We start from the raw sequence: 12,808 nt of genomic DNA, 5'->3' as shown, positions 1-12,808 counted from the left end.
AATAATGCGAGAATATACCTTATGAAAGCTTGGGGTTCCGGGAACAGGAAGGGAGATGGCGCCCATGAGCCACGAAACGGCGATGAACAGCGGCGGTCTGCAAGCGATCCGGTCGGCATCTTCTCCCGGATCGCTCAGGTCGGCCAGAATCGAGGAGCAGAACCGGCTGCACGGCCGCTTCGCCTCGATGCCGATTCTGGAATGGAACCGCGCGGTTGGGGAAATGCATGACGCCGTTATGGGGCAGGCTTGCCATTTATGCGAAGAGTTGTTGCGGCAGGAGGGCTTTGGCCCTCCTCCTTCACATTATGCTTTCGTTGCATTTGGCAGCGCCGGACGGGCGGAGCAAACGCTGTGGAGCGACCAGGACAACGGCCTGGTTTACGGGGACGGCGATGACGCGGAGAACGCCGCTTATTTTGCAGCGTTCGGGAACAAGCTCTCGCAAATTTTGGAGCAGGCCGGTTATCCTCCGTGCCCGGGCAACGTGATGCTGTCGAACCCGCTGTGGCGGGGCGGTTTGAGCCGTTGGGAGAGGCAGTTCATGGAGTGGCGCGAGGCGCTCGGATGGGAGCAAGTCCGCTACTTGATGATCGCTTCGGACATGCGCCATATCTACGGGGATCAGGCGTTATCCTGCGCTTTGCGCAAAACGATGAAGCGGATTATGGAACTTGATCAAGGGACCGAGCGGGACGTGATTGCCGCGGTTTTGCGCAATACGGTGCGCCACAAAGCCGCGCTCAATATCCTCGGGCAGGTGATTACCGAAGCGGCCGGCGAGCACGCCGGAGATTTTGACGTAAAATACGGCCTCTATATACCGATTGTGAACGCGGTGCGTTATTTTGCCCTGCAATATGGGATCGAGTCTTCCTCGACCGGGGAAAGGATTTCACAGCTGTACCAGCTTGAAGCGGTTCCGCCCCGGTGGCTAGAATCGTGCCGGAAAGCTTTTGCTACGGCGGTTAAATTCCGGTCTATCGCTCCGCCGAAGCTCGAAGACGGGATGTTGACGGGGACCCACTATTTGCCGCAAGCGATGATCAAGCAAAAAGAGCTGCGGCGCGAGCTGCGGGATGCTCTCGGCACAGTCAGGCTGATGTACCGGACGCTGCAGAGACAACATCGGTACGCGGAAAGGAAATGGCTATGAAAGAACCTATGAAAGGAAACGGCGGTTTTTGGGATGCGTTAAAGGCCGGCGGAGTGCCCAGGATCGCTTCGATGCTTGGGGCTCCCAGCGCCCAGCAAATCGCGTTTGTCCGTTCGCTGACCAAAGGGCAGCGGCGCCCGGAGACGCTCCACGTTCCGCTATCGGAACTAAAAACAGCGGTCTTTGACCTGGAGACCACAGGATTTCATTACCATTACGGCGATGAAATCCTGTCCTTCGGGGCCGTCAAAGCGGAAGGGGAGGACATTAGCGAAGAAGTCTACTATTCCCTGACTAAACCGGCCTGCACGATCCCGGAGCGAATCATCGAGCTGACCGGGATTACGCCGGAGATGGTTCAGGATGCGCCGACCCTGCTCGAGGCGCTGCGCGAATTTATGGCGTTTGTGGACGACCGGGTGCTGGTTGCGCACGGAAGCGCTCATGATAAAGCTTTTCTCGATGTGGCGTTGTGGAAAACGTCCAAGGCTCACCTGGGTCACCGGGTGCTCGATACGATGATGATCGCGCGCAAGCTGGAGCCGGACCGGCCGATCTCCGGGCTCGACGAGTGGCTGAATGTATGCGGGATTCCCATTACGCGGCGCCATCATGCCCTGGAAGACGCCAAAATGACGGCGCGGCTGTGGACGGTGCTGATCGGCCGCTTAAGGGATCGGGGGGTAATTACGTTAGGTGATCTGTACACGTTCCTGAGCAAAAACTGATGATAAGGAAGAGTAATTGCTAAGTATAACTTCCTTTTATCGCAAGAGAAACCGCCGGAGAAATTTTCGCTCTATTCGTCCGGCGGCCCCTTGGTTTGCAATTCGTGTCCTGGTATCCCTGCATGCTGCTTTGCACGATTATCCCTCTTGTTCAGGGGGGGAGAGGGTGGGGGCTGATCACGGCACTTTCATTTTTCCCGGTGTTTTGCCCCATTCCTCCTGTCTGGTCTGCTTCATTTCTCCATAAACCTCCTTCTCACAAACCTGTCTGACGATCTTGAACTAATGATCTCGAACTAATGATCACGAATATGTCTGCTTCTCCCAAACCTATTTTCTGCTCCTGAATTTTTCTTCCTCTCTGCTTCCGGATCAAACGGGATAATCGTGCAAAAGCGTCCGGACAGCGGATGTTGATCTGCCGACCAACCGAGCTATGGGTTTAGCTTAATCACGTCCTGTCTTCCCACAGATGCGCGTTGCAGCGTATAGCGGCCGTCCGCTTCGCGTACAATGGAATAAGCGTTTAAACTCCAGCCGTCCGGTTCGCCGGGCGGCTTGTCATTTCCCGCAGGCGAGCCGATAAGATAGAGCTGGACTTGCGCGGCGAAATGCTGCAGCTGTTTTAAATCCTCCGGCGAAGGCACAGGCCTTGACGTGGGATGGGTGTGAAAAATCCCTACTAACGACGGATCAAAGCAACTGCGCACCCATTCGTCCGGAGCCAGTTCAAATCTGTGCAGCGGGGCTGGCGACGTATTGGCTACAGGGAGGTAGCCGGTGATGACTGTGAACGGGGATTCCGCGTTCGTGCCGAACAGAAGCCCGCAGCCTTCCTCGGGGAAACAGTTCCGCCCATGTTCAAGCATTTGCCTGCGTATGCCGTCCGGTATAATCCATTTATTTTCCATTCATTCTCCCGCTTTCCGTGTCCTGCCCGCTCCAGGTTGTTTCGAATATTGTAACAAATCGCGAAAAAAGGGTACAATAGCGTAAAAAGAACTATAATAGCCGGAAAAGGAAGAACAGGATGAAACGAAACCGATGGATTTTGTCCGGCGTTCTGCTTGTGCTGCTGGTGCTTGTGTTGATGGACCGGGGCACACAGGAGGGCTGGCGGTCGATCTTTGGCGGGGCCGGTTCCGAAGCGGCAGCCGGGAAAAACGGGCAGTCGCTCGCGGCGATGGCTGCGGCAGGAGCGCCGAAGCCGGGCACGCCGTCTCCGTCTTTTTCACTGATGGGGCTCGATGGAAAGCAATATGACGTCGGCGGCAAACGGGATAAACCGCTGCTGCTCAACTTTTGGGCTTCCTGGTGCGATCCTTGCAAGGAAGAGGCCCCGGAACTGGTCAAGCTTGCGGATAAATACAAGGATTCGCTTGACGTATACGGGGTCAACGTGACGTTTTACGACAAGCTGGACGACGCCAAGGCATTTGTCAAAAATTACGGATATACCTTTCCCGTCTTGCTCGATGAGAAAGAGGAAGTGTACAGCCGGTTTAACGGCGTCGCTTTTCCCACCAATGTGCTGATCGACGAGAACGGCATCATTCAGGACGTCATCCTCGGCGTCATTTCTCCGGAAGAGCTGGAGGCGAAAATTAAACAGCTGCTGTAAAGCAGGGATTGGCCGGCAAAAAAAGCGCGGGCGGCAGGAGACTTCTCTCCTTGCGCCCGCGCTTTATGTTTAGCCAAACGGCGGATCATTGATTCACCAAACCCGTGCCGGCGTACGGGAGTTCTTCGTAATCCTCGCGTTTGGTCTGCCCCAGCAGAGCATACCGGATACTGTCGACCAGCGCTTCCCAGCTCGCTTCGATTACGTTACTGGATACGCCGACGGTGTTCCAGGAGTTGGTGAAATCCTTGGATTCGATCAATACGCGCACTTTGGAGGCGGTGGCGTCTTTGTCGTCGAGGACGCGGACTTTATAGTCCGACAAATGCATATCCTTCAGCCCCGGATAATACGAAATCAGCGCTTTGCGCAGCGCATTGTCGAGCGCATTGACCGGACCGTTGCCTTCGGCGGCCGTATACACGCTCGCACCGTCGATGTTCAGCTTCACGAACGCTTCGGACACAACCGGTCTGTCGGCCGTTTTTTCCACCAGCATTTTAAAAGATTCGAACACGAACAGTTCCTTCAGTTCGCCGCTTGCCTGGCGGAGCAGCAGCTCGAGAGAGGCGTCGGCGCCTTCAAATTGATAGCCCTGATGCTCCAGCTCCTTGATTTTGCTGATCACCGCCCGCGTGCTCTCGTTTTCCGGATCAAAGTCGATGCCCATTTCCTGCGCCTTGGACACGATATTGCTCTGGCCGGCAAGCTCGGAGACGAGCACGCGCTGGCGGTTGCCGACCAGCTCCGGCTCGATGTGCTCGTATGTGCGGGAATCGCGAAGGATCGCGGACACGTGGATGCCGCCTTTGTGCGCAAATGCGGCCGTGCCGACGTAAGGCTGGTTCACCGGCATATGCACATTGGCGATTTCGCTGATGTAGCGCGCCGTATTGGTCAACTGCTTAAGCTGCTCTGGTTCGAGAACCTGGTAGCCCAGCTTGAGCTGCAGATTCGGGATGATTGAGCATAGGTTGGCGTTGCCGCAGCGTTCGCCGTACCCGTTCATCGTCCCCTGAATTTGCGTCGCCCCCGCCCGCACCGCGCTAAGGGAGTTGGCCACCGCCAGCTCGCAGTCGTTATGGGTGTGAATGCCAAGCTGCGATCCGGTGATCGTACCGGCCAGCACGCTGACGATATCGTGCACCTCATGCGGCATCGTTCCGCCGTTCGTATCGCACATGACGAGCCAGTCGGCTCCGGCTTCTTCCGCTTTACGCATGACGGACAAGGCATATTCCGGGTTGTTTTTGTAACCGTCAAAAAAATGCTCGGCGTCGAAAATAACCTCCAGCCCTTGCCGTTTCAAATAAGCGATGGAATCGTAAATCATCGCCAGGTTTTCCTCCAGTGTCGTTTGCAGCGCCGTATGCACGTGGAAGTCCCAAGATTTGCCCACCAGCGTGGCCGCCGGCACGCCGGACTCGATCATACGCTTCAAATTGGCATCATGTTCGGCCAAACTGTCCTTCCGGCGCGTGCTGCCAAAAGCGGTGATTTTCGCCTGAAGCTTGAGCTCCTTGACCCGCTTGAAAAACTCGATGTCTTTGCTGTTGCTGCCCGGAATGCCACCTTCAATGTAATGGACACCCAGCTGATCCAGCTTCCCTGCGATCTTCAACTTGTCGTCCGCTGACAGGCTGATGCCCTCGCCTTGAGTGCCGTCGCGCAAAGTGGTGTCGAAGATGGATAAAGCCTTTGACATGATGGAAGTGTCCCCCTTTGGTTGTTTTCGAAAATACAAGCTCCGTGTGTATTAATTTCTAATTATAGCATCTGCTATTTTAAATGTAACACGCTTTTTGCGAAATTGCATGGTCCAATATTGACCGGCATTCCTTGGAAAGGTATGCTGAGGGGGAGAATAACGAATGATAAACGAGGGGAAGCAACGTGAAAAATGCCGCTGATTATTATCCCGCCCGGGGCAGGGTCATTCTTCATGTCGATATGAACGCCTTTTACTGTTCGGTGCATGAGGCGGAGGAGCCGGAGAAATACCGGAACCGTCCCACGGCCGTGGCCGGCAGCGTCGAACTGCGCAAGGGCGTTATCGTCACCTGCTCCTACACGGCGCGGAAAAGGGGGATTTCCACCGGAATGACGGTCAGCCAGGGACTAAAAAAATGTCCGGAGCTTCTTGTCATTCAGCCGGATTTTCATTTGTACCGCAAATATTCCCGGGCGTTCATGGACATCGCTTACGAATACACGCCTTTGCTGCAGGCGATGTCGATCGACGAATGCTACCTGGATATTACCGGGTCCAAGCAGTTCGGCACGCCGCTGGAGATTGCGGCCCAAATTCAGCAAAGAATTAAAAACGAACTGGACCTTCCCTGCAGCATCGGCGTTGCTCCCAACAAGCTGCTGGCGAAAATGGCCTCCGATATGAAGAAGCCCAACGGCATTACGGTGCTCCGAATCCGCGATGTGCCGCGGCTGTTGTGGGACAAACCTTGTAACGAGTTGTTCGGCGTCGGCCGCAAAACGGCGGAGAAGCTGAAGAAGATGCGGATCTACACGATCGGCCAGCTCGCTGCCGCGGACGAAAACAAGCTGATCGAACGCTTCGGCGTGGCCGGAGCCTGGATGAAGCGGGCGGCGAACGGGATCGACGATTCCCCGGTGAACGACGAACGCGAGAAAAACAAGTCGATCGGCCATACGACGACGCTGCCGGCGGACATCAGCCGGATGGAGGATGTGCAGCGGGTTATGCTGAATTTGGCCGACCAGGTTGCCCGCAGGCTGCGGCGGCAGCAGCTGATGGCGCAAACGGTGCAGATCACGATCCGCACGCCGGATATGAAGACGATCACCCGCTCGCAAAGCCTTGAGACGGTGACCGAGCAGGCGGAGGAAATCTACCGCGAAGCCTGCGAGCTGTACCGGCGGCACTGGAGCGAAGATAAACCGGTGCGCCTGCTTGGCATCACGCTGCAAAATCTGGTGCCCAAAGAGGAGGCCGCGCTGCAGCTCGATTTGTTCGATTACGAGCAGCAGCCGAAAAAGGAATCGCTCACGCGGGTGATGGACATGCTGCGCGACAAATTCGGCGAAAACGCCGTTTTGACGGCGGGCATGCTGACCGACGATCCTTCGGCGCTGATCCGCGACCACAAAATTCGCGGCACCTCGCTGCAAACCGATTTTCTCCGGGAACAACGGGGGAATCATCCTGATTCTCGATTGGAATAATACGGAAAATGAATTGAAATTGCTTTCTATTTATATTATAGTGGTCATGGTGATATAAAACACCGGACTTGTACCGTTTATTCAGGAGGCAGATTAAAGATGGCAAAATATACTTGGGTTGAGAAGGACACTTGCATTGCGTGCGGCGCTTGCGGCGCTACTGCACCGGATATTTACGATTACGACGATGAAGGCTTGGCGGAAGTTATCTACGGTGAGGACAAGAACCGCGGCGTGACGGAAATCCCGGAAGATTTGTACGACGATCTTCAAGACGCTTGCGACGGCTGCCCGACCGACTCCATCAAAGTGGCGGATGAGCCGTTTAATAAAGAAGGCTAATTTCCGATAGCGAGTACAAGCAGGAGACCTCACCGCAGCGGTGGGGTTTGTTTTTTTTAACAGACAGTTTGAAGGGACGGTTTGGGGCCGTGGGGAGTTTGAGCGGTTCAACTGCAAAAGTGCATCTGATCATGAGCTTTTTGATAAAAAAGAGGTTTTTGAACGGAAATGAACTGAAGTTTTGCATTTGAACCACCCTTTTCGAGGAGTTTCGACGAAAATCGCATGCCCCTTTGCATTTCGTGGATTTCGTGGATTTCGTGGATTTCGTGCATTTCGTGGATTCGCGGGAACTTCGCGGGATTTAGGCAGGTTAGTTCGAGCCCAAAATGGAAACGACAATATGTTCTAGTATAGTTGGAATATTTTATGATATCATAGTAACAAATTGATAAATGAGGTGTTGTTTCTTGATCGGACGCAGCGGTAACCCAACTTTAAGGAGCGATACGTTTGACAGGCCGGACTCATTTTCCGGAATGAACGCGATGACCGTCGAGGGGACGGTAAACAAATCGTTTATCACATTAGTCATCCTCCTCGGCAGCGCGTTCAGCGCATGGATGCTGTATTTCGACGGGATGAACGTTGTCCCGATGGCGATCGGAGGAGCGATCGTCGGGTTGATCCTGGCGCTGATCGTCAGCTTTGTGCCGAGAACGGCCCCGTATCTGGTCCCGGTTTACGCCATTGCCGAAGGGATGTTCCTGGGGGCCCTTTCAGCCACTTATGAAGCGAAGTTCAATGGAATCACGCTACAGGCGACGCTGCTGACCATGGGCGTGTTTGTGGCTCTGCTTATCGCCTACAAGACCCGGCTGATCAAGGCGACGGAAAACTTCAAGCTCGGAGTCGTCGCGGCTACCGGGGGCGTGGCCCTCGTCTATCTGCTCAGCTTTATTCTCGGTTTGTTCGGAATTCAGGTGCCGTATCTCCACAGCAACGACTGGATCGGCATCGGCATCTCGGTCGTGATCGTCATCATCGCCGCCTTGAACCTGGTGCTGGATTTCGATTTCATCGAAGAGGGAGCCCACCGGGGAGCACCGAAATTTATGGAATGGTACGGCGCATTCGGCTTGATGGTCACGCTGGTATGGCTGTACCTGGAAATCCTTCGCCTGCTCGCAAAATTGGCGAGCCGGGATTAAGCAATTGGAACCAAGCGGCTGTATAGGTTGAACCTACGAATAAGCAAGAGTCAGGCAATTTATATAGTTCTAAAGCGCGGAAAAGCAGGGCTTCCTGCTGGCCGCGCTTTTTGCTTTTTCCGAAATGTCCCGGAAAATGTTAAAGCGATGTAGGTACTAAGTCGCAAAATCCGCTTTTCTCGCAGGTTTGGGTTAGAAACGCCATCCATTTTGCCGATATAGTAATAGTTGAAGCTTAACTTTTCCATTTGATGGAGGAAACGTATGGGGGATTCAGCCTACCTCAAAAAATTTGTGGAAAACCACCCGAAAAACAAAATGGCCTGGTATTTGCTGGGCAAGGAATACGAAGCAAGCGGCCAGACGGGAAAGGCACGGTACTGCTATATTCAGGCGGGCGGCGTCTATGAAGCTTTCGAAGCGAGCAAAATTCCGGAGGATTTATGGATGGGCTACAAAGCCGACTTGCTGCAGGAGACGAAGCAGCGGGAGAAGCGTAGCCGCTTTCTGCGCAAGCTGGGCATCGCCCTGCTGATCGCCCTGGTGGTGATCGGGCATCCCTCGGCTTATGCGCCGAGTGAAAAAACGGCCGAACCGGCCACGGCCGGCCTTCAAGATGAACCGGGAGCGGAGACGGATCCCGCTGTACCGGATGCCAAGCCGGCCACGCCGCCGGGAAAAGCTCCGGCAAAGGCCGGTTCGGCCGGCTCGGCGGACGCCGTCAAAGGGCCGGTGTTTACGGCGCAAGGTTACGCTTTCGGTAAAGCCAAGGCCGGCGCCGAGGCGCTCGGCGGGCTGATCGATTTGCAGAACCGCACCGGCGCGCCGATTCTGAATGCCGTTGTGCTCGGCATGGAGCGGGAAGGAGATTATTTGCTCTGGACGGACGGCATGCCGGTCGTTTATGAACTGGAGCAAAACCCGGATCAAGGAACGACGACGATCCAATCCTATGACGCGGAAGCATGCCGCTGCACCCCGCCGGACGCTTCCGGCTTGCAGGCGGCGGCCGAGCGGTGGATTCCGTACCAGGAGTCGCTGGGCGTGCTTGCTTCGGCGATGCAGAGATACAAGGAAGGTACGGGAGCATGGCCAACCGGTCTTGACGATCTGACCGGCCCTTTTCCGGACAATTGGCTTGCCGGCAGCGATCCTGTTATGGTCAAAACGTTCGGGCCGCTGCTGAAGAGGCTGCAAAACGCCGCCGGTTCCGGTGCGGCGGGTCAGCCGAGCGCGAATTCGGACGCGGTTAAGGATAGTTTAGCTCCGGAAGAACAACCGTACTTCAGCGAGCCGTTTGAGATTATCGTGGACAAGAAAACGCATGTGCTGGCCGTCGTCAGCGGTGACAAGCTGATTCGCAGTTATCCTGTGGGACTGGGCGGCGACAGGACGCCGGAAGGTTCTTTCGCTATTTCGGACAAAGTGATCAACCCGAATGGAAGAGACAACGGCGAGTTCGGCAGCCGCGGCATGCAGTTATCGGACACGAACTACGCGATTCACGGGACGAACGATCCGGACAGCATCGGCAAAGACGAATCGCTGGGCTGTATCCGCATGGGGAAAAAGGATGTCGAAGAACTGTTCGATCTCGCCCCGAAAGGAACGAAGGTGACGATAGGAAAGGGGATTTTGCCAGACCTGGAGAGCGTCCCGAAAGAAAGATTCAAGCTCGGACACCGCGAGGATCAGACCAATCCCCATCGAGTATATCACTGGCTTAACTAAAAAGACTTTGAGTTTTACGTCAAAATCAAGAGGACGGTAGTTGCCACAATAAGCGCCGCGGCGATGGAGATCGACCAGATGAGCGCCTTCTTGTTGACTTCGTCCTTTTTTTGCTGGAGCGTGGGCGGTACACGTTTGGTTGACATGGTTATCCCCTCCCTTTTTATTCCTATTGTAATGGCTTTCATTTTAAAATTCCATCACTTTGTAGTGGTTTTCACATGCGGCGAGGTTAAACTTTTCTTTTTGGCCGGAAACGGCTAAACTGTTTATAGAAAAAATGCACAGGAAACAGCGATCGGAGTGGACAAATAACGTGTTGTATCGGCTTTTGGGGAAACCCGTTTTTTTTCGGATGGATCCGGAAAATGCCCATCATTTAGTCATTGACGGTTTGCATAATGCGGCAAAAATACCGGGGGCCCTCACCCTCATGCGCGGTATGTACGGCGTTCCGGAAGTGCCGGAGCTGGCCACGGACTTATTCGGAATTCATTTTCCTTCCCCGGTGGGACTCGCCGCCGGACTCGATAAAAACGCCGACGCGGTGGAGGGTTTTTCGGCCATCGGCTTCGGTTTTATGGAAGTGGGGACGGTGACTCCGGCCGGGCAGCCGGGCAACGACCGGCCGCGGCTGTTCAGGCTTCCTCCGGAGGAAGCGCTGATCAACCGGATGGGCTTCAACAATCGCGGCGCGGAGGAGATGGCGGCAAGGCTGCGGGCGTTAAAACAGCGGCCGATTCCCGTCGCCGTGAACATCGGAAAAAACAAAACGACGCCTAATGAAGAGGCGTTTCGCGATTATGAGAAATGCGTTTCGGCGCTGTATCCGTATGCGGACTTTTTTGTCGTTAATATCAGCTCGCCAAACACGCCGGACTTGCGTAATCTGCAGCATGGCGACGAGTTGTCCGGGCTGCTGCGGGCGGTGACGAACCAGATGGCGGCGGAGGCAAAGAAACATGGCGCGAGCAAAGCGGTACTGGTGAAGATTGCCCCCGACGTAAGCGACCGGGAACTGGAGTATATGGTCGATACGATCGAAAAAAGCGGCGTCTCCGGCTTGATCGCCACGAATACGACCGTTTCCAGAGAAGGGATTCACCATAAGAACGCCAAGGAGACCGGCGGGCTTAGCGGCAAGCCGCTGGCCGCCAGATCGACGGAAATCGTCTCCCGCGTTTATCGCCAAACGGGCGGCAAACTGCCGATTATCGGTTCGGGCGGGATTTTTTCCGCTGCCGACGCCTATGACAAAATACGTTCGGGCGCCAGCCTGGTGGAAATTTATACTGCGCTGATTTATGAGGGGCCGGAGATCAACCGGAAGCTGCATCGCGGCTTGAGGGAGCTGCTTGCGCGCGACGGGTTTAGCCATATTTCCGAGGCGGTGGGGGCCGACCACCGCTAGAAAACCGGGTTACAGAAGACAGGAGGCATAGGGATGGACAGTAGAGATTGGGGAACATTTTTGCTTCCATATGAACAGGCTGTTGAGGAATTAAAAGTGAAATTCAAAACGATGCGGTCCGAACTAAAAAAACGCGAAGAATACGCGCCGATTGAATTCGTGACCGGACGGGTCAAAAAAATTTCCAGCATTCTAGAAAAAGCCAAACGGCTGAATGTGTCCATGGACGATCTGGAGACGGGCATCGAGGATATCGCCGGCATCCGCATCATGTGCCAGTTCGTGGAGGATATCCGGCGGGTCGCGGAATATATCCGCATGCGCAAGGACCTGAAGGTGCTGTACGAGAAGGACTACATCACGAACTACAAGGAAAGCGGCTACCGCAGCTTTCATATGATCGTCGAATACCCGGTGCAAACCGCGCTTGGGCAAAAAAACGTGCTCGCCGAAATCCAGATTCGCACGCTGGCGATGAACTTCTGGGCGACGATCGAGCACTCGCTGAACTATAAATACCGCGAAAGCCTGCCGGAGGAAATGCGCGCCCGGCTGAAAAAAGCGGCCGAGGCCGCTTTTGTGCTGGACAATGAGATGTCGAGCATCCGTCAGGAAATCCTGTTGGCGCAAAAAAGCTTTGAGGACGACTCCAATATCGTGTCGTCGCTGCTCACGGCCATTCACCAGCTATATTTCTATCATCTCGTCTCGGAGGCGATCGACGCGCAGCGCCGGTTTAACAAGCTTTGGGAAGCGAAAGACTTTGAAGGCTTCAAGGAACTGCTGACCGAGGTCAAAGAGCTAATCAAGCGGCACAAAAAAGTGGAGGAGCCCGGCGATGAGCTATGAGCCGCTGTACGTGGCGTATCTGGTTTATTTTAACCGGGACCGCGATTACTTTGAGTGCCATGAGGTGCTGGAGGAGCTGTGGCTGGAGCGGGATCACGATCCGCTGTACAAGGGCCTGCTGCAGGTAGCCGTCGGGCTGTTCCATGCGCGGAGCGGAAACGTTTCGGGCGGCCGGAAAATGCTGCTGTCGGCGCTGGAGCGGCTCGGCCCGTATCCGGAAGGGGCGCTGGGGATCGACCTCGGCAAGCTGCGCCGGGAGGCGGCGGCTTATGCGGAAGCTTTGGAGCCCCGGCAAAACCGTTCTTTTGCGTATTATGATTTAACGATTGATATTGTCGATCCGGCGCTGCGTGACGCCGTGGAGCAAGCGGCGGCGGAGATCGCCCCAAACGTCCCGCAGCGGCGCAAGCCGCAGCGGGGCGAAAAACATGAGGAACGCCGGCTGAAGCTGGAGCAGCGACAACGGGAATTAAACGGCTGATATTAAGGCTCGCCTATATCGTTTATTGGGGCGGGCTTTTGCCGTTTCCGGGGCAAAACGGGCGGCCTAAGCGAAGTCTATTGGATATTTCCAATGTGAGGTTGGACAGTGCGGCTGCGATTTTCTGGTGAAGAAAT

Annotated in this window: 13 protein-coding genes; 10 read left to right on the top strand and 3 right to left on the bottom strand. The window is 55.1% G+C overall.

Features of this window, described 5'->3' with window-relative positions; translation table 11 throughout:
* The first annotated feature begins 64 nt into the window (after positions 1-64).
* A complete protein-coding gene (locus tag DYE26_RS12155) occupies positions 65-1,156 on the top strand; it encodes a DUF294 nucleotidyltransferase-like domain-containing protein (RefSeq protein WP_051985584.1) in 1,092 nt (363 codons plus the stop codon).
* Positions 1,153-1,884, top strand: a complete 732-nt coding sequence (locus DYE26_RS12150) for an exonuclease domain-containing protein (protein WP_036624252.1) — start codon at positions 1,153-1,155, stop codon at positions 1,882-1,884. Before DYE26_RS12155 ends, DYE26_RS12150 begins: the two co-directional genes overlap by 4 nt.
* 434 nt (positions 1,885-2,318) lie before the next feature.
* On the opposite strand, the gene DYE26_RS12145 is transcribed toward DYE26_RS12150, so the two are convergent.
* Complete coding sequence (locus DYE26_RS12145; RefSeq protein WP_051985583.1) at positions 2,319-2,795, bottom strand: M67 family metallopeptidase; 477 nt, start codon at positions 2,793-2,795, stop codon at positions 2,319-2,321.
* Positions 2,796-2,914: 119 nt separating this feature from the next.
* Here DYE26_RS12145 and DYE26_RS12140 point away from each other — a divergent pair, with 119 nt between their 5' ends.
* On the top strand, positions 2,915-3,505 hold the full coding sequence (locus tag DYE26_RS12140; RefSeq protein ID WP_036624251.1) for a TlpA family protein disulfide reductase: 591 nt from the start codon (positions 2,915-2,917) through the stop codon (positions 3,503-3,505).
* A gap of 85 nt (positions 3,506-3,590) precedes the next feature.
* Here DYE26_RS12140 and cimA read toward each other — a convergent pair whose 3' ends face one another.
* Positions 3,591-5,210 (bottom strand): citramalate synthase, encoded by a 1,620-nt coding sequence (gene cimA / locus DYE26_RS12135; protein ID WP_036624250.1) that lies wholly within the window; start codon positions 5,208-5,210, stop codon positions 3,591-3,593.
* Between the two features lie 188 nt (positions 5,211-5,398).
* On the opposite strand from cimA, the gene DYE26_RS12130 reads away from it, so the two are divergent.
* The 4 genes from DYE26_RS12130 (at position 5,399) to DYE26_RS12115 (ending at position 9,930) form a co-directional block, all read left to right on the top strand.
* Positions 5,399-6,706: a DNA polymerase IV gene (locus DYE26_RS12130; protein WP_036624249.1), complete on the top strand. Its 1,308-nt coding sequence runs from the start codon at positions 5,399-5,401 to the stop codon at positions 6,704-6,706.
* 99 nt (positions 6,707-6,805) lie between these two features.
* On the top strand, positions 6,806-7,048 hold the full coding sequence (locus DYE26_RS12125; protein WP_036624247.1) for a ferredoxin: 243 nt from the start codon (positions 6,806-6,808) through the stop codon (positions 7,046-7,048).
* A gap of 410 nt (positions 7,049-7,458) precedes the next feature.
* A complete protein-coding gene (locus DYE26_RS12120) occupies positions 7,459-8,199 on the top strand; it encodes a Bax inhibitor-1/YccA family protein (RefSeq protein WP_036624246.1) in 741 nt (246 codons plus the stop codon).
* Positions 8,200-8,463: 264 nt separating this feature from the next.
* Positions 8,464-9,930, top strand: coding sequence for a L,D-transpeptidase family protein (locus DYE26_RS12115; protein ID WP_036624244.1), 1,467 nt, complete (start codon positions 8,464-8,466; stop codon positions 9,928-9,930).
* A gap of 14 nt (positions 9,931-9,944) precedes the next feature.
* On the opposite strand, the gene DYE26_RS34545 is transcribed toward DYE26_RS12115, so the two are convergent.
* Positions 9,945-10,076: a hypothetical protein gene (locus DYE26_RS34545; RefSeq protein WP_255310295.1), complete on the bottom strand. Its 132-nt coding sequence runs from the start codon at positions 10,074-10,076 to the stop codon at positions 9,945-9,947.
* Positions 10,077-10,246: 170 nt separating this feature from the next.
* Between DYE26_RS34545 and DYE26_RS12110 the strand changes: the two genes are divergently transcribed.
* The 3 genes from DYE26_RS12110 to DYE26_RS12100 are packed head-to-tail and all read left to right on the top strand — an operon-like array spanning position 10,247 to position 12,671.
* The gene (locus DYE26_RS12110) at positions 10,247-11,341 is read left to right on the top strand and encodes a quinone-dependent dihydroorotate dehydrogenase (RefSeq protein ID WP_036624242.1); all 1,095 of its coding nucleotides are present in this window, start codon (positions 10,247-10,249) and stop codon (positions 11,339-11,341) included.
* Positions 11,342-11,374: 33 nt separating this feature from the next.
* Positions 11,375-12,190 carry a GTP diphosphokinase gene (yjbM, locus tag DYE26_RS12105; protein WP_036624241.1) on the top strand — a complete coding sequence of 272 codons (816 nt, stop codon included), beginning with the start codon at positions 11,375-11,377 and terminating at the stop codon, positions 12,188-12,190.
* Positions 12,180-12,671 carry a DUF309 domain-containing protein gene (locus tag DYE26_RS12100; protein ID WP_036624239.1) on the top strand — a complete coding sequence of 164 codons (492 nt, stop codon included), beginning with the start codon at positions 12,180-12,182 and terminating at the stop codon, positions 12,669-12,671. The genes yjbM and DYE26_RS12100 overlap by 11 nt, the downstream gene beginning before the upstream one ends.
* Positions 12,672-12,808: the final 137 nt, after the last annotated feature.

Origin of the sequence: Paenibacillus macerans, assembly GCF_900454495.1 — a bacterium.
Classification (GTDB): Bacteria; Bacillota; Bacilli; order Paenibacillales; family Paenibacillaceae; genus Fontibacillus; species Fontibacillus macerans.
The sequence above is the reverse complement of the archived record's forward strand: the minus strand, read 5'-3'. Positions and strand labels throughout refer to the sequence as shown.